This window comes from Maribacter luteus (genome assembly GCF_009674825.1).
Lineage (GTDB): Bacteria > Bacteroidota > Bacteroidia > Flavobacteriales > Flavobacteriaceae > Maribacter_A > Maribacter_A luteus.
On the sequence record NZ_WKJH01000005.1, the window covers coordinates 73,928 to 98,005 of the forward strand.

At 39.6% G+C, this 24,078-nt stretch carries 17 protein-coding genes; 13 read left to right on the forward strand and 4 right to left on the reverse strand.

The window, feature by feature from the left end; translation table 11 throughout:
• Window positions 1-6: 6 nt before the first annotated feature.
• Together GJ691_RS08205 and GJ691_RS08210 are read left to right on the forward strand one after the other, a co-directional pair.
• Window positions 7-1,176, forward strand: coding sequence for an efflux RND transporter periplasmic adaptor subunit (locus GJ691_RS08205; RefSeq protein WP_154365707.1), 1,170 nt, complete (start codon window positions 7-9; stop codon window positions 1,174-1,176).
• A 13-nt stretch (window positions 1,177-1,189) separates the two neighbouring features.
• Window positions 1,190-4,696, forward strand: coding sequence for an efflux RND transporter permease subunit (locus GJ691_RS08210; protein ID WP_154365709.1), 3,507 nt, complete (start codon window positions 1,190-1,192; stop codon window positions 4,694-4,696).
• A gap of 19 nt (window positions 4,697-4,715) precedes the next feature.
• Here GJ691_RS08210 and GJ691_RS08215 read toward each other — a convergent pair whose 3' ends face one another.
• Window positions 4,716-5,462: a DUF4184 family protein gene (locus tag GJ691_RS08215; RefSeq protein ID WP_154365711.1), complete on the reverse strand. Its 747-nt coding sequence runs from the start codon at window positions 5,460-5,462 to the stop codon at window positions 4,716-4,718.
• Window positions 5,463-5,637: 175 nt separating this feature from the next.
• On the opposite strand from GJ691_RS08215, the gene aspS reads away from it, so the two are divergent.
• The 5 genes from aspS to GJ691_RS08240 all read left to right on the forward strand — a co-directional run bounded on the left by aspS (window position 5,638) and on the right by GJ691_RS08240 (window position 11,479).
• The gene (aspS, locus tag GJ691_RS08220; protein ID WP_154365713.1) at window positions 5,638-7,395 is read left to right on the forward strand and encodes an aspartate--tRNA ligase; all 1,758 of its coding nucleotides are present in this window, start codon (window positions 5,638-5,640) and stop codon (window positions 7,393-7,395) included.
• Window positions 7,379-9,151, forward strand: coding sequence for an APC family permease (locus GJ691_RS08225; protein WP_154365715.1), 1,773 nt, complete (start codon window positions 7,379-7,381; stop codon window positions 9,149-9,151). The genes aspS and GJ691_RS08225 overlap by 17 nt, the downstream gene beginning before the upstream one ends.
• A gap of 5 nt (window positions 9,152-9,156) precedes the next feature.
• Entirely contained in the window at window positions 9,157-10,947 is a 1,791-nt protein-coding gene (locus GJ691_RS08230) for a chloride channel protein (protein WP_154365717.1), read from the forward strand.
• Window positions 10,944-11,195: a hypothetical protein gene (locus tag GJ691_RS08235; protein WP_154365719.1), complete on the forward strand. Its 252-nt coding sequence runs from the start codon at window positions 10,944-10,946 to the stop codon at window positions 11,193-11,195. Before GJ691_RS08230 ends, GJ691_RS08235 begins: the two co-directional genes overlap by 4 nt.
• Before the next feature lie 89 nt (window positions 11,196-11,284).
• On the forward strand, window positions 11,285-11,479 hold the full coding sequence (locus GJ691_RS08240; protein ID WP_154365721.1) for a cold-shock protein: 195 nt from the start codon (window positions 11,285-11,287) through the stop codon (window positions 11,477-11,479).
• A gap of 54 nt (window positions 11,480-11,533) precedes the next feature.
• Here GJ691_RS08240 and GJ691_RS08245 read toward each other — a convergent pair whose 3' ends face one another.
• The gene (locus GJ691_RS08245) at window positions 11,534-11,983 is read right to left on the reverse strand and encodes a nucleoside deaminase (RefSeq protein WP_154365723.1); all 450 of its coding nucleotides are present in this window, start codon (window positions 11,981-11,983) and stop codon (window positions 11,534-11,536) included.
• 75 nt (window positions 11,984-12,058) lie between these two features.
• On the opposite strand from GJ691_RS08245, the gene GJ691_RS08250 reads away from it, so the two are divergent.
• On the forward strand, window positions 12,059-13,831 hold the full coding sequence (locus GJ691_RS08250; RefSeq protein ID WP_154366185.1) for a 1-deoxy-D-xylulose-5-phosphate synthase: 1,773 nt from the start codon (window positions 12,059-12,061) through the stop codon (window positions 13,829-13,831).
• The gene (locus GJ691_RS08255; protein WP_246200148.1) at window positions 13,821-14,933 is read left to right on the forward strand and encodes a DUF3078 domain-containing protein; all 1,113 of its coding nucleotides are present in this window, start codon (window positions 13,821-13,823) and stop codon (window positions 14,931-14,933) included. Before GJ691_RS08250 ends, GJ691_RS08255 begins: the two co-directional genes overlap by 11 nt.
• On the opposite strand, the gene dgt is transcribed toward GJ691_RS08255, so the two are convergent.
• Window positions 14,930-16,273 (reverse strand): dGTP triphosphohydrolase, encoded by a 1,344-nt coding sequence (gene dgt / locus GJ691_RS08260; RefSeq protein ID WP_154366189.1) that lies wholly within the window; start codon window positions 16,271-16,273, stop codon window positions 14,930-14,932. The two genes, GJ691_RS08255 and dgt, sit on opposite strands and share 4 nt — an antisense overlap.
• A gap of 201 nt (window positions 16,274-16,474) precedes the next feature.
• Between dgt and GJ691_RS08265 the strand changes: the two genes are divergently transcribed.
• From GJ691_RS08265 to GJ691_RS08275, 3 genes are all read left to right on the forward strand, one after another.
• Window positions 16,475-19,324 carry a TonB-dependent receptor gene (locus GJ691_RS08265; RefSeq protein ID WP_154365725.1) on the forward strand — a complete coding sequence of 950 codons (2,850 nt, stop codon included), beginning with the start codon at window positions 16,475-16,477 and terminating at the stop codon, window positions 19,322-19,324.
• A gap of 49 nt (window positions 19,325-19,373) precedes the next feature.
• Window positions 19,374-21,590 (forward strand): hypothetical protein, encoded by a 2,217-nt coding sequence (locus GJ691_RS19495; protein ID WP_179955067.1) that lies wholly within the window; start codon window positions 19,374-19,376, stop codon window positions 21,588-21,590.
• Window positions 21,591-21,794: 204 nt separating this feature from the next.
• Entirely contained in the window at window positions 21,795-22,178 is a 384-nt protein-coding gene (locus tag GJ691_RS08275) for a carboxypeptidase-like regulatory domain-containing protein (protein WP_154365727.1), read from the forward strand.
• A 69-nt stretch (window positions 22,179-22,247) separates the two neighbouring features.
• Here the strand turns inward: GJ691_RS08275 and GJ691_RS08280 are convergent, their stop codons facing one another.
• The gene (locus GJ691_RS08280) at window positions 22,248-22,601 is read right to left on the reverse strand and encodes a toxin-antitoxin system YwqK family antitoxin (protein ID WP_154365729.1); all 354 of its coding nucleotides are present in this window, start codon (window positions 22,599-22,601) and stop codon (window positions 22,248-22,250) included.
• A gap of 268 nt (window positions 22,602-22,869) precedes the next feature.
• Between GJ691_RS08280 and GJ691_RS08285 the strand changes: the two genes are divergently transcribed.
• Window positions 22,870-24,072 (forward strand): porin, encoded by a 1,203-nt coding sequence (locus tag GJ691_RS08285; protein ID WP_154365731.1) that lies wholly within the window; start codon window positions 22,870-22,872, stop codon window positions 24,070-24,072.
• Window positions 24,073-24,078 lie beyond the last annotated feature (6 nt).

Sequence of the window (24,078 nt, forward strand, 5' to 3'; positions counted from 1 at the left end):
CAAACCATGAAAAAGATTTTATATACGTTTACAACCCTTCTATTGATAATCGCTTGTGGCGACAATAAAGGACAGTCTGTTGAAGATATTATCAGTACAGGAGACCTTGAGGCCATAAGGGCCAAAAAGAGTGAGATTTCCGAAGTACAGAGAAAACTGGAAAAAGACATCTTAGTATTAGATTCGGCAATCGCTAAAATAGGTGGTGATGAAAAACTACCTTTGGTCACCACGATCACCGTTAAAAACCAAAAGTTCGTCCATTACTTAGAATTACAAGGAGAGGTGAAAACGAAACAAAATGTGTTGATATACCCTGAAATGGCGGGTACCTTGGAAAAAATCTATGTCAAAAAAGGTCAACGCGTTTCTAAGGGCCAATTACTTGCCAAAATAGATGATGGAGGTTTGGGCAGCCAACTGGAACAGCTCAAAACCCAGGCCGAATTGAACAAAACCACTTTCGAACGCCAAAAAAGGTTGTGGGAACAAAAAATAGGATCTGAAATTCAGTACTTACAGGCCAAAACAAACTTTGAAGCTTCCGAAAACGCCGTGAAACAGCTTGAAAGCCAACTGGGAAAATCAACCATACGCGCACCGTTCACAGGTATATTGGACGATGTAATCAAAGACCAAGGTACGGTAGTCTCACCCGGACCTGGTTCCGAGGTTTTCCGCATTGTAAACTTGAGCAATATGTACATTGAAGTTGATGTACCTGAAACTTATTTAGGGCAAATAGCCAAAGGAAAAGAAGCCATGGTTTACTTTCCGGTATTAGGCGATAGTGTTATGACCAAAATACGGGAAACCGGAAATTTCATAAACCCCAGTAATCGTTCGTTCAGTATCGAAATTCCAGTGCCAAACAAAAACGGACTTATTAAACCAAACCTTACGGCAAGGGTAAAACTCAATGATTATACCAACGACGATGCCATACTTATACCCCAAAGTATAATTTCTGAGAATGCTTCCGGTGAACAATATGCCTATGTAAGTTCAGAGCCAAATGATAAGAATGAAGCCATTGTAACCAGAAGTATCATAAAAACAGGTAAAACCCAAAATGGGTTGATCGAGGTCATCAGCGGTATCGAAAATGGCAATCAGATCATCAATGAAGGTGCAAGGACCGTAAAAAACGGCCAGAAAGTAAAAATCCTTAAATAAAGACGTTGAACAAATGAGCAAGCAGCTAAAAAACTCACAAAAGGAATTTGGACTTTCGTCTTGGGCCATTGACAACCCTTCGGTCATTTATGTCATGATCGGTATCTTCCTATATATTGGCCTCAAATCATATTTTGCCATGCCAAGGGAAGATTTCCCCGAAATTGTGGAAACCAAGATATACATTAGCACCCCTTACCCCGGAAATACGGCCGAAGATATTGAACGACTAATCACAGACCCCTTGGAAGATCGTTTAAAAGGCATTAGCAATGTGGTCGAGATCACGTCTACTTCCCAAGAAGATTATGCGATCATTACGGTAGAATTCGATGAGGATATCACCGTAGAGGCGGCCAAGCAAAAAGTAAAGGACGAGGTAGATGCTGAAAAGGCAACTGAAGATTGGCCTACTTTCAATAACGCAAAGGTCGACCCCAATGTTTTCGACCTTAATTTATCGGAATCGATCCCTATCATGAACGTAAACTTCACAGGGGATTATCCTGTTGAAAAGCTAAAGGATTTTGCCGAACACCTTCAAGATGAAATCGAAGACCTTACTGAAATAAAAGAGGCCCAAATTCGAGGTGCACAGGAAAAAGAGGTCGAAGTTGCAGTGGATATACATAAAATGATGGCTGCAAAAATCAGCTTTCAAGATGTCATAAGTGCCATTGGTAATGGAAACACGACCATGTCGGCAGGTAATTTGAAATCAGGTGGCCAACGCCGTACCATTCGTATCATTGGTGAAATCGAAAACCCTAAGGAACTGGACGATTTCGTTGTTAAATCGGAAAATGGCGCCGTATACCTGAAAGATATTGCGAACGTAACCTTCAGTGAAGAAGACAAAACCACCTATGCCAGGGAATTCGGTGAAAATGTGGTAATGCTTAACGTTACAAAAAGGGCCGGTCAAAATGCCATTTCAGCAGCGGATAAAATTAAGGCCCTTGTTAAGGATCAGTCTGAGAATTACTATCCGGCCGATTTAAAAATTTCCATTGCGAATGATTCCTCGAACAAAACCTTGAACCAGGTAGATGATCTTGTAAACAATATCATTTTCGGTATTCTACTCGTAGTTACCGTTTTAATGTTCTTTTTAGGGTTCAGAAATGCTTTGTTCGTTGGTTTTGCGATCCCTATGTCAATGTTCATGTCTTTCATGATCTTGAACTATTTGGATGTCTTTGTAGATGGAATGAGCTTTACTTTGAATACCATGATTCTTTTCGGGATGATCATGGGTCTGGGAATGTTGGTGGATAATGGTATCGTAGTCGTAGAGAATGTTTACCGACTTATGGACCAAGAAGGCATGTCGCGCATTGAAGCGACGAAAAAAGGAATTGGCGAAATCGCCTACCCTATTATCATTTCCACGGCAACGACCGTTGCGGCATTTGTTCCTTTGGGTCTTTGGCCAGGTATTTTCGGCCAGTTCATGATCTATTTCCCGATAACCCTTTCAGTGGTTTTGGGGTCATCACTCTTCGTGGCCATCTTTATGAATTCAATGCTGGTTTCCCGTTTTATGGAGATAGGTGAAAAAGAATTAACCGTTAAACAACTTATAAGAATCAGTATTATTTTAGGTGCTTTCGGAATTTTCATATTGATCGTTGGTGGCCCGGTTCGGGGATTAGGTTCCCTAATGATTTTAACCGCAATTCTGTTTTGGATCTATAAATATGTCATCAAAAGTGCCGCCCTTAGCTTTCAAAGGGTAATAATGACACGTCTTGAAGATCTTTATGAAAAGCAGTTGAAAACAGCACTTAGGGGCAATAATGTATACTGGTATTTTGGATTGACATTTTTACTGTTGATCATTACGTTCATGCTCTTCGGAATGTCAATAGGAAGCGGTAGAACCAAAATCGAATTTTTCCCTGACAATAAACCCAATGAAATCTATGCCTACATAGAATATCCCCAAGGCACTGCAATTGAAAAGACCAATAAATTGACCTTGGATATTGAAAAAAGGGTTTATGAAGTAATAAATAGGGACAAATACAAAAAAGGGGATTTTAATTTCTTGGTAGAATCCGCCGTTTCACAAGTAGGCGAAGGGGCAGGGAACCCTATGACCGACGGTGGTTCTTCTGCTGAAATGCCCCATCGTGGAAAGATAACCCTGTCAATGCGTGAATTTAAATATAGGGGCGGGCTAGATACCGAGGATCTTCGATTACAGATACAGGATGCCCTTAGTGGTATATACCCTGGTGTGGCCATTTCAGTAGAGAAAGACGTCAACGGTCCTCCTGCTGGCTATCCTATCAATATTGAATTGGAAGGTAAAGATTATGATGAACTCATAAATACCGCTGAGGACATGCGAAACTTCATCAATAGCAAAAACATAGCGGGTATCGAAGAGCTGAAAATCGATGTAAACAAAAGCAAACCTGCCATGGAGGTCGCTGTAGACCGAGAAAAAGCAGGCGAACTAGGGGTTTCTGTAGGTCAAGTAGGTTTACAATTGAGACGCTCCCTATTTGGCGAAAAAGCAGGCGTATTCAAAAAAGACGGGGATGACTATGATATAAACGTACGTTTTAATGAAGATCTGCGGTATAACAAAAGTGCCCTCTTCAACCAAAACATCATTTTTAGGGACCCTGCAAGTGGGCAAATAAAAGAAATTCCCGTATCCGCCGTTGCCTCAGAAAGAAATACTTCTTCGTTCAGTGCAATAAAACATAAGGACAATGAACGTGTTGTTACGGTCTATTCCCAATTAAAACCAGGATTTACCGATGCAGGGGCCATAGTAGCCGAAATACAAAAAGAAATGGAAGACTTCAAAGACCTTCCTAAAGACATCAAAATAGATTATACCGGACAAATCGAAGAGCAAAACAAACAAATGGCCTTCTTGGTTGGCGCTTTTTTCTCTGGGCTAGGATTGATTCTTTTGATTTTGATCTTCCAATTTAGTGGTATATCCAAGCCTATAATAATTATGATAGCTATCTTTCTTAGTTTCATCGGAGTGTTTGGCGGACTAATGATAACCGGCAGGCCTTTTGTGATCATGATGACCATGATGGGTATCATTTCCCTTGCAGGAATCGTGGTGAACAACGGCGTAGTTCTACTGGACTATACCCAAATCCTGATCGATCGAAAGAAATTGACACTAGGTTTAGGGGATTCCGATCTTTTATCTAAAACCGAGGTTACTGAGACAATTGTAAAAGGAGGAAAAGCAAGATTAAGACCTGTATTGCTAACGGCAATTACCACAGTACTTGGATTGATACCCTTGGCCATTGGGCTGAACATAGATTTCTTTTCCCTATTTACTGAATTTGATCCCAAAATTTACATTGGAGGTGATAATGTGGTATTCTGGGGGCCTTTGGCATTGACAGTAATCTATGGCTTGATCGTGGCAACTTTCCTTACCCTTATCATAGTGCCCGTATTGTTCAGTATAGAATACAGAATGAAGATAAGGGCCTGGAACTGGCGCAACCGGACCAAAGTCAAGTCAGCGTAAAAACTAATCCAAATTTGAATTAAGCAGTCTTTTTCCCTGAAAAGAGACTGCTTTTTTTATATTTCACATATAAAAAAGAGCCTAGCAAAATACCCCAAAGGACAGAACTTATTGCCGATACGATTGCTTCATCGAACCGATCAAAACCGAAAAATGCTCTACATATAAAGGCGATACCTCCAAATAAAAAGACCATTAGCCAGTAATACTGTTTTTTGAATCCCTGGATATTGGGCAAGTTACCTTTTTCCATTTTACCGATATAAACAAAAACCAAAACGCCCCCTACTAAGGAGCTTGCATGCTGAAAAACATTAAATAGGGAAATACCTCCGATTTTAAAATAAAAGAAACTACGGAAATTAAGGCTCAACCAACTATCATAATGGGTGAAACTATCCCAAAACAAATGGGTCAACACCCCTATGAAAATAGAAGACAAAATAATTTTCCACCTATTCTTAAAACAACCCATCCAATCAAAACCAAAATAGGTCGCAAATCGTTGGGAAAGGAATTTGGGTAATGAGCTAATGAATATGTCCCTAACATATAAATGATATAAAAAAAGAAGTAGGATCGACAAGGGCAGATCAAAGATGAAGATTCCTAAAAAAGTATCGCTCACACTACCATTCAAGTCCATTCTTAAGAAATTTTCAAAATCGGGGACCATACTACCAACAATCAAGCCCGATGCTGAAAAATAGCGCTTGTTCCCTACCATGGGGAAAATAGCCGCCGGATGCGAAAAAGTAAAGGGCATTGAACATTATTTTTAGACAAAACGGTTTTTTGGAAGCAAAAAGTATGATCCCAAGAAGATATCTTTCATAGGGTAACCCTATACACCTTACACAATTTTAGAAAATCCCGGAGCTAAAATAGCCGAGAATCGCTTATACTTAGTAAATTTGCCTTTTTAAAAATAAATTCGATAGATGTACAGAAGTCACAACTGCGGGGAATTAAGGGAGTCTCATATAAATAAAGAAGTAACGTTGGCCGGTTGGGTGCAAAAAACCAGGGACAAAGGTTTTGTGGTCTGGGTTGACCTACGTGATCGTTATGGTATAACCCAGTTGATATTCGACGAGGAAAGAACTTCACAAGAGTTATTGGAGCAAGGAAGAAACCTTGGACGCGAATTCGTGATCCAAGTAAAAGGCACCGTAATTGAAAGAGCCTCCAAGAATGATAAGATCCCAACAGGGAATATCGAAGTATTGGTCAAAGAGCTTTCTATACTCAACTCTTCCAAAACGCCCCCATTTACTATCGAAGACCAAACTGATGGTGGTGAGGACCTAAGAATGAAATACCGCTATCTGGACATTCGTAGAAACCCTGTAAAAGAAAGCCTGATCTTTAGGAGTAAGGTTTCTATGGAAGTGCGAAACTATTTGTCTAAAGAAGGGTTTATCGAGGTTGAAACCCCCTATCTTATAAAATCCACTCCAGAGGGTGCCCGCGATTTCGTAGTGCCCAGCCGAATGAACCAAGGGCAGTTCTACGCTTTGCCACAGTCACCTCAAACCTTTAAACAACTATTGATGGTCGGTGGTATGGATAAATACTTCCAGATCGTAAAATGTTTTAGGGATGAAGACTTAAGAGCCGATAGACAGCCCGAGTTTACACAAATAGACTGTGAAATGGCCTTTGTTGAGCAAGAAGACATATTGAATGCCTTTGAAGGATTAACAAAACATCTATTAAAAGAAATAAAAGGGGTAGAAACCTCTAAATTCCCAAGAATGACCTTTGACGAGGCGATGGCAAAATACGGCAATGACAAACCGGACATTCGTTTTGGAATGGAATTCGGCGAACTGAATGCCGTTGCACAGCATAAGGATTTCAACGTTTTTAATTCTGCTGAATTAGTTGTAGGTATCGCCGTTCCAGGGGGGGCATCCTACACCCGAAAGGAAATCGATGGTTTAGTAGACTGGGTACGCCGACCGCAGGTGGGTGCCAAAGGCATGGTCTATGTTAAATGTAATGAAGACGGTTCGTTTAAATCTTCGGTCGATAAGTTTTATGATCAGGAAGACTTAGCCAATTGGGCTAAGGCAACCGATGCAAAGGCAGGAGATTTGATCTGTGTGCTATCTGGCGATGCAAATTCAACCAGAGCGCAGTTAAGTGCCTTGCGTATGGAGCTTGCAGAACGACTAGGACTTCGCAAAAATAATGAGTTCGCCCCTTTATGGGTCATTGATTTCCCTTTATTGGAACTTGATGAAGAAACAGGAAGATACCATGCTATGCACCACCCTTTCACCTCACCAAAACCAGGCCAAATGGAGCTTTTGGAAACCGATCCAGGTTCTGTTAAGGCAAATGCCTATGATTTGGTACTGAACGGTAATGAAATCGGAGGTGGTTCTATTAGAATCCACGATAAGGAAATTCAAAGTACCATGTTCAGACACTTGGGCTTTTCAACGGATGAAGCGAAGGCTCAATTCGGATTTTTAATGGATGCTTTCCAATATGGGGCGCCCCCTCATGGCGGAATAGCATTTGGACTAGATCGATTGGTAGCCATCCTTGGCGGACAGGAAACCATTCGTGATTTTATCGCATTCCCAAAAAACAATAGTGGTCGTGATGTGATGATAGATGCTCCAGCGGTGATTGACCAATCACAATTGGACGAGTTGAATTTAATTATTAATGACTGTCAAAACTAATATTCATAAGAAACTGAATGAACTGGAATCAACGGCCATATGTGGCAATGACATCAGTTCGTCGGTTTTATATGTCTCAGCCCTAGCAATAGCATTCGCGGGCCAATACGCTTGGATAACCTTATTGATCGTATCGGTTGTCCTTTTCTTATTCAGGAAAATTTATGGTGAGGTCGTTGGTGCCCTACCATTAAATGGGGGTACTTACAATGCATTACTGAACACGACCAGTAAGTTCATGGCATCATTTGCCGCTACCTTGACCATATTATCCTATATGGCCACAGCAGTAATATCGGCCAATGAAGCAATGCATTATTTACATCACCTCATACCTTCAATGCCGATTATCATTGCAACCATATGCCTATTAAGCGTGTTTGCGATATTGTCTATCATAGGAATTACCGAGTCGGCCAAAGTGGCCATAGGGATTTTCGGTTTTCACCTTCTGTCATTAGCTGTTCTAAGTGGCTTTATCATATTGTTTTTATTTCATAACGGCATTGGCATTTTTATTGACAATTGGAATTTCCCCACAAATGAAAACGGAATAATGACCGCCATATTTTTAGGATTCTCCGCTTCAATGTTAGGTGTATCGGGCTTCGAGAGTTCGGCAAACTTCATTGAAGAACAGAAAAAAGGTGTTTTCCCAAAAACCTTGAAGAATATGTGGGCCATCGTAAGTATCATAAATCCCATGATGGCCGTATTCGCACTTGCCTTATTTGCCATGCCGGTATTACAAAGTAGTGAATATCAAAACACGCTTTTAGTGGAAATGGCCTCACATGTGGGTGGCAATTGGGTCGCATCCCTAATTTCAATCGACGCTTTTTTAGTATTGAGTGGTGCCGTATTAACGAGTTTCGTCGGCGTTACAGGTTTATTGGAAAGAATGACATTGGACAGGATAATGCCACAGTTCTTTTTAAAGAAAAATAAAAAAGGAAGTTCTTATCGTATCATCATCATGTTCTTCATATTAGCGGTTTCAGTGCTTTTAATAACCAAAGGGGAAGTAACTTTGTTGGCAGGCGTTTATACCATATCCTTTTTATCCGTGATGGCATTGTTCGGTATCGGGAATATTTTACTCAAAGTGAAAAGAGCTGCCTTACCTAGACCCGAAAAAGCCTCATGGCTTTCGGTTTTTGTGGCGATAATCGCAGTTTCCATTGCCTTGGTAGGTAATATTATCATTGAACCGGCAGAAGGACAATCCAGCAATTTTACGGTTTTCTTGGATTACTTTATACCGTTTATCATTTTCATCATTTTTATGTTGAACAGGACACTGGTACTACGGTTACTATTAAGTTTTATCCACTATATTTTCGACCCAATACGTAAATTGGTTTTTAATGCGGATAAAATGATTCTATCTTTCATTCATGAAATAAACAATCAAGAATTCGTCTTTTTCACCAAGGGGGATAGTATAGCGACATTGAACAAGGTCATGTTATACATCAAGAAAAACGAACATACCAAAAAAATAAAAATAGTGCATGTTCAAAGGGAGGGCGATGAAATACCCAAAAACCTCGCTTTTGAAATCGATATTTTAGACAGGGAATACCCTGACATAAAGGTTGATTTTATTATAGAGAAAGGTGAATTTACACCAAAACTGATTCAAAGCTTGTCCAAAAAATGGAATATTCCCATTAATTTTATGTTCATAGGTTCTCCGAGTGACAAGTTCAATTACAAAGTTGAACAACTTGGAGGTGTTCGATTAATCATATAGCCCAAATGCCAAAGAAAAAAAAGTTATTTACCAAATTCCTAATATGGAGGGCCAAACACATAACTGAACGCCAATTCATTTATTTTTTAAGTATCCTAGTAGGATTCACATCAGGAATAGGTGCCGTTATCCTAAAAAACCTGACCCACTTTTACCAACATTTATTAGAAGGAAACTTAGTTAGGGATTACCACCATGCTTTTTACTTTGTTTTTCCTTTGATCGGTCTTATTTTGGTTTACCTGGTCATAAAATATGTTATCCGGCATAAGGTAAGCCATGGCATACCTTCTACCTTACATGCCATATCCAAGCGTAAGGGTATAATGAAGAGGTATCAAATATTCGGTTCTATTTTAACCGCCCCGTTAACCGTAGGTTTCGGGGGATCGGTAGGTCTTGAGGGCCCTTCTGTGGCCACTGGGGCCGCCATTAGCTCCAATATTTCAAGATTGTTGCATATGAACCAGTCAGCACGCAACCTATTGATTGGCTGTGCGGCCGCAGGGGCGTTGTCATCAATCTTCAAAGCTCCGATAGCGGCTATCATTTTCGCTATTGAAGTTTTTAGTTTGGATCTGACGATTGCCTCCATGGTTCCTTTATTATTGGCCTCCATTTCCGCTATAATCACTTCTTATTTCTTTTTGGGTGATGACGTGTTGTTACCTTTTAAAATCGAGGATAGTTTTGAAATCTCTGATGTTCCTTTTTATATAATCCTAGGACTTGTCGCAGGTATAACCTCAATGTATTTCACTGAAGTATACACTAGGGTCCAGAAGTTTTTCGACAAATTCGATTCACCCGTAAAACGATTATTGATAGGAGGGGTAAGTATCGGTGTCATTGTTTACTTTATTCCACCGCTCTACGGCGAGGGTTTTGACGTCATCAACAATTTGGTAAAAGGCCATCCGGGTAATTTCCTGGATAACAATGTCTTTAATCTTAATTTGGACAATGTATGGACGTTGATCATGTTACTTGGCGGACTTGTGGTATTCAAGATTTTTGCGACCTCGATCACCTTTGGGGCCGGTGGGGTCGGCGGTATTTTTGCACCTACCCTTTTCATGGGCAGTCTTATGGGAAATTGCTTAGCTAAAATCCTTAATAATATCGGATTACTATCCGTGAGGATTTCTGAAAGTAATTTTACCTTGGTAGGCATGGCGGGCCTAATGGCCGGTGTACTGCATGCACCGTTAACAGCTATTTTCCTTATTGCAGAAGTAACAGGGGGTTATGAACTATTTATTCCCTTGATGATTACCTCGGCCATTTCATACCCTATCGCAAAATATGTACACCCCCATTCGGTCTACAACATGCAGTTGGGAAGAAAAGGGGAGTTGATTACCCACGATAAAGATCACGCGGTACTTACCCTTATGGATATTGACAAGGTTATCGAAGACAATTTTGTCATCATTTATCCCGAGATGACCTTAGGCGATATCGTTCACAAAGCCGTAGTAAAATCGAGCCGAAATATCTTTCCCGTATTAAATAAAAAAGATGGCACCTTATTAGGGATTATACTCTTGGACAATATTCGTTCAATAATGTTCAAACAAAAACTTTACGATAAGGTAATTGCCAATGAAGTTATGATAAAACCACCGGCGATTATTGAATTGGAAAAGGATAAAATGACCGATATTATGGACAAGTTCCAAACCAGTAGTGCTTGGAACCTTCCTGTTCTCAGAAATGGTAAATATATCGGTTTTATCACCAAATCAAAGCTGTTAACCGCCTATCGCAGAAAGTTGATTACCTTTACAAAATGAAATATTTCATCATTTTCATTGTCTTGGCCTCACTGGGTTCCATAATTTACGGATTCAGTATCCATGAAGAACAAATCAACCTTGGCAACAAATTTATTGGCCTGGGTACTGTTGGTATTTTCCTTTTGGCCATGCCCCTTTTTCTCTATAAGGAGAGTAAAGGGAAAAAGATGAAAGACTACATGCTTACAGAAGAAAATATTAGAAAAATGCGAGGCGAAGAGGTTGAAAAGCCTGAAAATCAATGATTAAAACATTTTTTTCTTCCCATATTTGATTACATCTGCCATAAAAATTATATTTTAGTGTACTAATTATCTATTTAATATCAATTGGAATGACAGGTACAGTTAAATTTTTCAATGAATCCAAAGGATACGGATTCATTACCAACGACGAGACGGGAAGCGACATTTTTGTTCATGTTACAGCATTGAACGGTGTTGAATTAAACGAAGGTGACAAAGTAGAATACGAAGAAGAAGAAGGCAGAAAAGGTATGGTTGCAGGCCAAGTGCAAGTAATCGGTTAAAATATTCTATTATTGATTGTATTGAAAACCCTTGCATTTAATGCTGGGGTTTTTTTAATTCAGGTTTCTGCGCTCAATAAAAAATCTTTTCAATAAATCTGACGCTTCTTTCTCCAACACACCCCCTACAACTTTTGTCTTAGGGTGCAGTTTTGTCCCCATGGCGTTATAGCCCCTTTGGGCATCTTCAGCAGCATAGACGATTTTAGATATTTGGCTCCAGTACAAAGCTCCCGCGCACATTTGACATGGCTCCAAGGTTACATACATGGTGCAATTCTGAAGGTATTTTCCACCCAGGAAATTGGCTGCCGCGGTAATGGCCTGCATTTCTGCATGGGCCGTAACATCAGTCAATTGTTCTGTTAAATTGTGGGCCCTGGCAATAATCCGATTATCGACCACAATAACGGCACCAATGGGCACTTCCCCTTTTTCAAAGGCTATTTCCGCTTCTTGCAGTGCCTTTTTCATGTAAAAGTTATCATCAAACGGTAAATCCATAATTTCAAAATTACACTTTTGATATTATAGAATATAATTGTTACATATGAATTTCCCTTACATTTGCCATTAGTGATGAACCTATTGGATAAAATACAATTCCCTGCAGATCTGCGTAAGTTGAAAAAAGACGAGTTGCCTCAACTTGCCAAGGACTTACGAAGTTTCATAATTGATGTTGTTTCTGTCAAAGAAGGCCATCTAGGAGCCAGTCTGGGTGTGGTAGAACTTACCATTGCCCTTCATTATATTTTCAATACTCCAGATGATAAGTTAGTATGGGATGTTGGGCATCAGGCCTATGGCCATAAAATATTGACAGGACGTAAGGACATCTTCGCTACCAATCGTCAAATGGGCGGTATCAGTGGTTTTCCCAATAGAAAAGAAAGTGAATATGACGATTTTGGAACAGGGCATAGCTCCACCTCTATTTCAGCTGTTTTGGGCATGGCAATTGCTTCCAAATTGAAAGGCGAACCCGAACGTAACCATATTGCAGTAGTCGGTGATGCCTCAATTGCAAGCGGAATGGCATTCGAGGGGTTAAACCACGCCGGGGTAACCGATGCAAATATTCTGGTTGTCCTTAATGATAATGCCATTGGTATTGACCCCAGTGTAGGGGCATTGAAAAAATATTTGACCAATGTTAAAAAAGGAACGGCCAAGGATGAAAATATCTTCGAATGTTTGAATTTCGACTATGCCGGACCTTTAGATGGTCACGACCTACCTCTTCTATTGGAAGAACTCGAACGTTTAAAATCAGTACCCGGGCCAAAACTCTTGCATATAATTACAACCAAAGGTAAAGGTTTGCAAAAGGCTGAGGAAAACCAGGTCACCTATCACGCCCCGGGAAGGTTCGATAGACTTACGGGAGAACTTCAGAAAAAACCGGATTCTAAGGAGCCCCCAAAATACCAAGATGTCTTTGGACATACCCTTGTAGAATTGGCCAAATCAAACCCAAATATTGTAGGTATTACACCAGCCATGCCCACAGGAAGTTCGTTGAAATTTTTAATGAATGAAATTCCGGATAGGGCCTTTGATGTTGGTATTGCGGAACAACATGCCGTTACCTTGGCAGCAGGAATGGCCACTCAAGGCCTCATCCCTTTCTGTAACATTTACTCCACTTTTCTTCAAAGGGCCTATGATCAGATCATTCATGATGTAGCCCTTCAGAACTTACCCGTTGTCTTCTGTTTGGATAGGGCCGGACTCGTAGGGCAAGACGGAGCCACCCATCATGGGGTTTATGATATTGCCTACTTGAGCTGCATTCCCAATTTAATTATTTTTGCCCCGATGAATGAGCAAGAACTGAGGAATATCATGTATACCGCACAAATGGGAATAGGACAACCCATAGCTATCAGATATCCCAGGGGGAAGGGTGTAATGTTGTCTTGGCGCACACCTTTTGAAAAAATTGAAATAGGGACCTCTCAAATGATTAAAAAAGGCACGAAAATTGCTGTACTTTCTTTAGGTCATATTGGTAATTTGGTCAAGGAAATCATTCCCGAATTACCTTCATCAGAACAAATTGGTCACTTCAATATGCGTTTCGTTAAACCTTTGGATAAAAAACAACTCCACCATATTTTTTCACACTATTCCCATATCATAACCATTGAAGATGGATGTAAACTTGGCGGTTTCGGAAGTTCGATCATGAATTTTGCGAACGAAAATAATTACTTGGCCAAAATCGATGTCCTGGGTATAGAAGATAGGTTTATGGAACATGGTACCATTGACCAACTTCATAAATTGGCCGGTTTAGATGGTGAATCAATAAAACAGTATATTAATAAGACCCTTAATGAACTTTAAGATGATGATGAGAAGGTTAGTTTCCGTATTTGTGCTTTTGACTTGTTTTAATTCCGTTTTCAGCCAAGATTCCATTCCACCTACAAATCCCATAGACTCCACAAAGATCGATACTGTTGTTATACGCAGAACATTGGTGCAGATCAAAAATGTTCCAAGGAGTGTTAATCTGACCAACCCGGTCATTAGTTTTAAGAAAACAAAAGCATTGAAAAATAAACCAAGAAGGTTCAGGGTTCCTTCGTTTTGGACCAAGATGAATCGTTTGGGGATTAATTTCAGTGAAGTAGCCTTTGTCAATTGGAATGCAGGTGGGCAAAATGCTGTTTCAGGTCTAGGCAACCTTCGTTTTGAACGTAATTATAAGTTCAGGTATATTCAATGGGACAATTATTTGGAGCTTCGTTATGGTCTTAATGCCCAAGAAGAAAGAAAATTAAGAAAAACGGATGACGCCCTTAAAATAGGTTCAACGTTCGGGTATCGCCGTGATACGATAACCAATTGGTACTATTCGGTCAAGGCAACTTTCAATACTCAGTTTTCCAACGGTTACAAATATCCGAATCGTGACAATCCTATTTCCCGATTTATGTCCCCAGGTTATTTCTTCCTTGGTGCAGGTACTTCTTATATCACGGAAAACCAGAAGTTCAATCTCTACATTTCACCATTGACCCAAAAAGCAACTTTTGTGCTCGACCAAGAATTAGCGAACAATGGTGCTTTCGGTGTTGAAAAGGCAGTTTTGGATGATGATGGAAATGTTATCACCCCTGGGGAAAACTCATTTATTGAATTAGGCTTTTTGATTACCAATAAATGGGATACTAATATTGCGAAAAACGTAAGCCTGAAACATGATTTGAGTTTATATTCAGATTATCTCAACAGCTTTGGAAATATTGATGTTGATTGGGAACTGAACTTGAATCTCAAGGTTAACAAATCAATAATCACCAATATCGGTACGCATCTCATTTATGATGATGATATACTTTTCGATCGGTTGGTCGACGCCGATGGCGCCGAAACATATGCCGGTAGACCAAAAATACAGTTCAAACAATCTTTAGGTGTCGGAATTACCTATGAGTTCTAGAGTTGTTTCCCCATGATTTTATTGTGTAGGTGTACGGCCGCACTATCAGACAAGCTGGCCACATAGCAACATGTGTTCAACAATATCCTATAAATAGGTTTATCGGTTTGTTGGTAAAACCCAGGGAGCATATTCACTACAAGTCGGTCGTAATTGGAGGCAACACCTTCATTTGTCCTTACCAAAGCCGTGGTGTAAACATCCAAAAGGTCGGAAATTATCTTATACCCTGCGATTTCTTTTTCCAATACCTCCTGCGATCTGTATATTTTATTTACGCTCAAGGCTATTATATCATTGATTTGGGCGGTATACTTGCTTTTGTCCAAAAGTGCCACATCAAATTCCCCTGCTAAAATGGCCTCTTCATTTGCTACGAACACATCTATGGCATCACTGATCAAAGTACTTATGGCCAAGGCCCTTAAATAGCTAAGACGATCTTCTTTATAAGCTAGTTCATTGTACTTTTTGGTATTGATTCGGTCTTTGACCAATTTTATCAAATACTCCAAGGCATAATCCTCGGAAATCAATCCTAAGTTTATTCCGTCTTCGAAATCGATTATGGTATAACAGATATCATCGGCCGCTTCCACAAGAAAGGTCAATGGATGTCTTGCGAACGAAATATCATTCCCTTTCAGGGTCTGTTCAAGTCCCAATTCTTCAGCAACCGCCAAAAAAGTCTGCTTTTCCGATTGAAAAAAACCGAACTTCTTATCGGCAATATGTTGGGTCGGTTTTTTGGGCAATGATTCCTTAGGGTACTTCATAAATGCTCCCAATGTGGCATAACCCAATCGTAATCCCCCATCTACACCTTCCCGGGATTCCGTCAATAGTTTAAACCCATTGGCGTTACCTTCAAAATCGATAATATCTTGGTATTCTTTTTCTGTGAGCACCTCTTTGAATCGGACACCCTTTCCGGTCTTAAAATACTCTCCAATAGCTTTTTCCCCACTATGGCCAAAGGGCGGGTTCCCAATATCATGGGCCAATGCGGCAGCAGCAACGATAGCGCCGAAATCATTGAACTTATAACCATGGACATCTCTCAAATGCGGATGCTTTTCCAAGATTTTTTTACCTGCTGCCCTACCCAAACTACGACCTACGACCGATACTTCCAAACTATGTGTAAGACGGGTATGGACAAAATCCGTCTTGGACAGTGGTATGACCTGGGTCTTATCTTGCAAGCTTCTAAACGCCGATGAGAAAATGATTCTGTCATAGTCAACCTCAAACCCTAAACGGGTCTCATCTTGTTCTTTTCGTAATCTTTTACTGACATCGCCATGACGGCGCAAAGAGAGTAATTGTTCCCAATTCATTTTATATGCATAATTATGGGCAAGATACGTATTTTTTGAAGCCTCCGGTATAATCAGGGCCACATCTATTCTCTTAACATTTAGTTAATCTAGTAACCTTTAAATAACCCTAACATATTTAACATTTAACATAGGGCTAACCCGCCTTTTACATGCCCACAGTTTATTTGCAGCGGTATTTAATAACAGAGAAAATCAAACATGAGAAAAATTATTTTTAGTCTACTATTACTGACTAGCGTTTTTTTAAGCGCACAAGAAACAGGGAGTATTGCCGGTACACTTACCGACACTGAAATGAACAACGAGCCACTACCTTTCGCAAATGTGGTAATTAAAGGAACTACTAAAGGAACTACTTCCGATTTTGACGGACTTTACGAAATTGCAAATCTAGAACCGGGCACCTACACGGTAGTTTTTAGTTTCTTAGGGTATGAGACCGTAGAGATGCCGAACGTACAGGTTGAAGCCGGAAAAGTTTCTACCATAAATGTTCCTATGGCAACCACAGGTGTGGCCTTGGAAGGAGTAACGGTAACAACGGTAGCAAGAAAGGATTCGGAGACGGCTTTACTTTTAGACCAAAAAAAGGCCTCTACCTTAGAAACTTCAATCGGGGCCCAGGAACTTATCCGTAAAGGTGCAGGGGATGCGGCTACGGCGGTAAGTAAGGTAACAGGAATTTCAAAAGAAGAAGGTTCTGGCAATGTTTATGTAAGAGGGCTAGGTGATCGTTTTAACATTACCACACTTAATGGTTTGCCATTACCTTCCAACAATACATCAAAAAAGAATATTGACTTAGGTATTTTTGGCACTAGTATTATTCAGTCTATCGGAATTGACAAAACCTACAATGCAAAAAATTACGGTGATTTTGGTGGTGCCAACATCAATATTATCTCAAGGGACTATACAGGTACCGGTTTCATAGAATTAGGAGCCCAATCAGGAGGTAATTCAGAAGCTCTTGGTGAAGATCAATTCTACACTACCGACGGCCCAAATTGGTCCGGCTTCTATGACTCTTCAATTCCCGATAATCCGTTCTCAAATACATTCACGACCAGTTGGGACAGACAACAAAGTGGGACTCCAATAAATTCTAATTTTTCTTTAAAAGGAGGGGATTCGTATTATTTAGGAGAAAACACCAAGTTCAATTTCTTTGCTGTTGGCTCAATCGGGAATAATTATTCTATTAGACAAGGTGTTAATAGAGGGTCTCCCAATGTTGGTAATGGTTTACCCAATTCTGATTTTGATTATATAAAATATAGTTATAAAACCTCTTCGACCCTAATGGCCAATGCAGGGTTAAGACTAGGTAACTCGCATGCATTTAAGTACAACTTTTTGCTCTTGAACAACTCGGAACAAAAACTTGAAAACTATGATGGTATTTTAGACAGGGAAGATGACGCCCCTGAAGGTGGTGGGTTTATCCAAAGAAGTACCTTTGACAGAACAACTTTATACATTCATCAACTACTTGGCGACCATAAAATCAGTGATAATCTAGAAGTAAACTGGGGTGGTGGTTACAACTATGTGCTAAATGTTATCCCAGACAGAAGACAATCAACAGTACTACCCGTAAATCCAAGTAATCCAGACGGCCCTAAGTCATTCAAATTAGTTTCAGCAGCCTCGGAAAATCACAGATTCTATCAAGATCTCGAGGAAGAAGAAATTTCAGCTAATACCTCTGTGACTTTCAAATTCAAGGAAAATGAGGATGAGGAATTTGATGGTAAATTGACCCTGGGCTATAATGGGCGATTTAAAAATGTAAGTTTCGAAGCCGTTCAGTTCAACTATCAATTTTTGGACATCAACAACCAACCAGAAGTCGACATAAGAAATATAGATGCCTATTTTGAGGAGAACCCATTAAGTTCTGGGCTATATCAAATAAGGACATTTAGGGGAACATCTTCAACGGCGGGAGCACTCGACCCCCAGACTTTTGGTGGGGACCAACAGATAAATGCAGCTTACCTAAGTTTGGATTACAAGCTTTCCCCCAAGTTTACTTTGTTGGCTGGCATTCGGGGAGAACAGATTAACCAGACCATTGAATGGAATACCACTTTCGACAACTCTGGTAATGACAGAAACGAATTGGATTCCTTTGAGTTGTTGCCCTCATTAGCCTTAAAATACGCAGTTAACGACAAACAAAATTTAAGGTTCGCAGCCAGTAAAACCTATACTTTGCCACAATTTAAAGAACGTGCTCCTTTTCTTTTTCAAGAAGAGATTAATACAGATTCTTATGGTAATCCTGCTTTAAAGAATTCAACGAACTACAACTTTGATTTGCGCTGGGAACTTTTCCCAACATCTAGTGAAATTGTTTCATTAGGTGTTTTCGGAAAATTGATTGAAAACCCAATTAATACCTTTTTAGTAGTTTCTGCAGCGAACGATTTAAGTTATGCCAATACAGGGGATACTGCAACGGCTTTTGGTGCAGAACTTGAGTTAAGAATGAACATTTTAGAGAACGAAAAAGAAATTACCGATGCAGTGCTTGAAGAAAGGTTAAGCATAGGTGGAAACATTTCCTATTTGAATACGAATCAAGAATTGGACTCAAATAAAGTTTCGAGTGAAACAGGATTATCCGCAGCTTTCACCAATACCGAAGCACCATTGCAAGGTGCCTCAGACGTAATAGTTAATGGTGATATCAGTTATTTGAAAGAATTTGGTGAAAACAAGAATTTTAGTTCAACTTTAGCCGCAAACTACTTTTCTAGTAGATTATTCGCTTTAGGAAGCACCGGTAGAGGACATATAGTAGATGAAGGATATGTTACCCTTGATTTAATATCTAAACTCCAATTAAACAAACATATAGAAATAGGTCTAAATCTCAAGAATCTATTGAACCCTTTGATAGAACGAGTAAATGAAAATGCAGAAGGTGAATTGGATATGGACAACCCAGCGATTCCAGGATTTTTGGAAGATGGGCCTGTAACCCTACTTTCATATAAAAAAGGAGTTGATTTTTCACTTTCATTCTCGTATAAGTTTTAATCTAAAATCAAATTTTTTATTATTCAAACACTATTAAAAATTAGAAACTATGAAGAAAACATTTTTATCATTAGTGCTAAGTCTTACGACAGTTGTGTTCATCGCATCCTGTAGTAATGATGATGACGACCCAACAAACGACCCAACATGTTCAGATGGTATTCAAAATGGGGATGAAACAGGAATAGACTGTGGCGGCTCATGTTCAGCTTGTGAAACAGAGACAATAGATTTATCTGGAGACGTTACAGAAGACACAACATTAGATGCAGCAAATTCTTATGAATTATCAGGAGCGTATGTTGTAAAATCTGGTAGTACTTTAACAATTCCAGCAGGAACAACTATAGTGGCTTCTGGTGGTACTTCTGCATATATCGCCGTAGAAAGAGGCGCAACTATTAACATTAATGGTACAGCTGCTGCTCCTGTAGTTATGACTTCTGCTTCTGCTTCACCTGCTGCAGGTGACTGGGGTGGTTTAGTAATCGCAGGTGATGCGCCAACTAACAAAGGTATTGATGTTACTACTGAAGTAGGTGACCTTACTTATGGTGGTTCTGATTCTGCTGATAGTTCAGGTTCTATTACTTACTTAAGAGTAGAGTACACTGGTGCTACTTTCTCTAACGATAAAGAATTTAACGGAGTATCTTTGTTCGGTGTTGGTTCAGGAACTACTTTCGAATATGTACAATCTTACAATGGTGGAGATGATGGTATAGAATTTTTCGGTGGTACTGTTAATGGTAATTACTTAGTATCTAACGGTAGTGGAGATGATTCTATCGATTTTGCTGATGGATGGAATGGTAATGGTTCTTACTGGTACATTTCTGGTGGTGCTAAAGCCGGTATCGAAGGTTCTAACAATGGAGATGATGGTAACGCCACTCCTGTAACTACTACTACTTTAAGCAATATTACTGTAGTTGGCCCAGTAACAGAAGGTGCATTATACTTCAAAGAAGGTGGTGGTTCTTTCACAGTAGATAACTTCTACACATCTGGTATTGATTTAGGTGTTAATGTAAAAGATACAGATACTGAAGCTAATGCAAGAATTGCTGCTGGAGATTTAGTTATTACAAACATTCAATTTGCAGATACTGCTGATGGTTTTGCAGGTTCTAATTATACTGGAACAGAATCATTTTACACAGAAGGGATCGCCACAGGTGCTGGTAACGGAGCTGCTGCTCCTGACTGGGCTGCTGATTGGACTGTAGGTTTAGACAATAGTGCTGCTGCTACTGAAAATTTAGCTGGTGAGATTTCCGGAGATGTAACTCTTAATGCTGCAACAGAATATATTTTAACTAGCGGTTTAGTTGTCTTAGAAGGTGGTTCTTTAACTATTCCTGCAGGTACAACAATAGTTGCTACTGGAGGTACCGCTGCTTTTATTGGTGTATCAAGAGGTGCTACTATTAACATTAATGGCACATCTACTAGTCCAGTCGTAATGACATCTGGTTCTGAAAATCCTGCTGCAGGTGACTGGGGAGGTTTAGTAATCGCAGGTGATGCTGCAACTAACAAAGGTGTTGATGTTACTACTGAAGTAGGTGACCTTACTTATGGTGGTTCTAACAACGCTGACAGCTCTGGTTCAATTACCTACTTAAGAGTAGAATACACTGGTGCTACTTTCTCAAACGATAAAGAATTCAACGGGGTTTCATTATTCGGTGTTGGTTCTGGTACTACTTTTGAAAATGTACAATCTCTTAATGGTGGAGATGATGGTATAGAATTTTTCGGTGGAGCTGTGGATGGTATCAACTTGGTTTCCATTGGTAGTGGTGATGATTCCATTGATTTCGCTGACGGATGGACCGGTAGCGGAACCAATTGGTACATCAAGGATGGTGCTAAGGCCGGTATTGAAGGGTCTAACAATGGTGATGACGGAGATGCAACACCTGTAACTACTACAACTTTAACAAATATAACCGTAGTAGGGCCTGTAACTGAAGGTGCTCTTTACTTTAAAGAAGGTGGTGGTAACTTCACCATTGAAAATTTCTATACTTCCGGTGTTGACTTAGGCATCAAAGTAAAAGATACCGATGTTGAAGCCAATGCTAGAATAGCCGCTGGTGACTTAACTATAACAGATATTCAGTTTGATACTACGGCAACAGGTTTCGTAGCTACAGATTATACTGGTATGGAAATTTTCTATACAGAAGGAACTGCTACTGGTGCAGGAAATGGGGCTGCTGCTCCTGACTGGGCTTCCGGTTGGACCGCTGGTTTATAATATATATAGAATTCTCTGTTTGATTGGGCTACTGGAAACTAAGCCACAATTAAATACCACTGAAAGCCCTGACGATTTCGTCGGGGTTTTCTTTTGTATACAGGTTTCCAAGAATGGATCCTTAACCTTTTCGTCCTCATAAATAACCATTAGGTAACATTCAATTAACCTTGTCTCATTTTCTTTGCAGCGAATATTTGAATCATGAAGAAACTAACTTTCTTATTTGCATTTTTTCTTATAGTTGGTGTTTGTGCCCAAGAACAGGGGTCCATTACAGGTAAAATAATGGATTTGGAAATGGAAAACGAACCCATGCTATTGGCTAATGTGCAACTTAAAGGGCACTCAAAGACTACACAAACCAATTTTCACGGTAATTTTGAGTTCAATAATATCCCCACAGGGGAACATACCTTAGTGGTAAGTTATGCCGGTTATGAAGAATTGGAGATTCCCGTATTGGTAGAAAAAGGCAAGATCAGTGAGGTTAAAGGTGGTTTGTCCCAAAAAACAATATTCCTTAATGATGTAGCCATGAACAAAACGGATAAAATCGCATTTACCCGGAGTTCCGGATTAAAGTAAATTATAAAATCAAAAAAAAAACATCCCGCCAAAAGCGGGATGTTTCTATTTAGGTTGGTTTGTTTAATGTTAATTCTTGGCAAGTCCTTCTTTTTTGACTCCATCCACACTTGCTATCGCATTGTTGCTATATCTCACCTCTTTCATATCATCACCTGACCAGAACGTCCATTTACCGACTTTACGACCATTAATATAATGACCTTCTGAAATTTTCTGCCCTTCTTCATTAAAGCTGATCCATTCGCCATGCAATTTTCCGTCCAGGTTGAAAGTTCCCACTTGACTTACAATTCCGTTGTCATGAAAATAGGTAGCTTCAATCAATTCGGTTTCTTCATTTAAACCTATTTTATTCTCTTGTTGGGCATAGGTATATGTTGTTGCCAACAATACGGTTAGGAGTAATATAATATTTTTCATGACGTTCATTTTATTGTTACTTAGACAAATATACAAATATTTTACTATTTATTAACGTTTTCTTTACATTAAAACGTTTCCATTTTACATTTATTCTCCATGTACTTTTAAAAATATCCTGATTAATCCTTGCCTAAATAGGAGAAACACTTAAAATTAATCAAAATCCACTATTTAATTCCATTCCAAACTATTCTCCATTGCTTAACGTTTAGAATACATTATATTAACACCGCATAAATCGACCATATGTGAAACCATTAACCAAATGACAACCAAACCATTACCTTTTATTATCATTTTTTTATCCTTATCTTTTTCCTTTTCACAAGGTGTTGATTCGCCGAAATTTGGAAACGGTCTTTTCAATCTAGTTGGCAAAGACAGTACTTGGAGCATGAAAATCGCTGCACGTATGCAGTTTCTCTCTACTAGTACATGGAGTGAAGATGCGAATGGAGGATGGGCAGATCCTTCCCATAACTTTTCGGTCCGGAGGGCGCGTCTTAAATTCGATGGGTTCGCTTATTCCCCAAAACTGAAATACAAGCTTGAATTAGGTTTATCCAATAGGGACCTTTCCGGGGCTTCAGATTTTACGGGCAATGCTCCAAGATATATTTTGGACGCAGTAGTAATGTGGAACTTCTATGAAAATTTTGAACTATGGGCAGGGCAGACAAAATTGCCCGGAAATATAGAGCGTGTCATATCCTCAGGAAATCTGCAGCAAGTAGGCCGTTCTTTATTGAATAGAAGATTTACATTGGATCGTGATCAAGGAATTCAATTACGACATCACTTTTTCATTGAAGACAACTTTTTAGTACGCGAAAAATTCGCAATTTCCCAGGGGGAAGGAAGAAATATCACCAGTGGTAATCTAGGGGGCCATCAATACACAGCTCGACTGGAATTGTTACCTTTCGGGAAGTTCACAAGCAAGGGTGAATATAGCGGTAGTGACCTAAAACGTGAAACTAAACCTAAATTGATGTTGGCACTAAACTATGACATCAATCAAAATGCCGTGAAAACAAGAAGTAACCAAGGCTCCTACATGATCAACGATCTAGGCTACTATGAAACCAATATAAATACGTTCTTTTTTGATGGTATGTTCAAATACAACGGTTTCTCGTTCATGTGGGAATATGCCAATAGGGATGCCGATGACCCTATCGCCAAGAATTCCGATGGTACTGAAACAGGTGATGTAGTTTGGATAGGCAACGGTCTAAATCTACAATCCGGTTATCTTTTGGCCAAAGATTGGGAAATTTCAGGACGTTATACCAACATAGACCTTGATGATATCACAGGAAGAAATAAAGAAACCCAATACACCTTGGGCCTATCAAAATTCATCGTTGGACATAAACTAAAGGTGCAAACTGACTTTAGCTATCTTTCAGTTGATGGTGGTACCGACGAGTTAATGTACAGATTGCAATTTGACGTTCATTTTTAATAATAA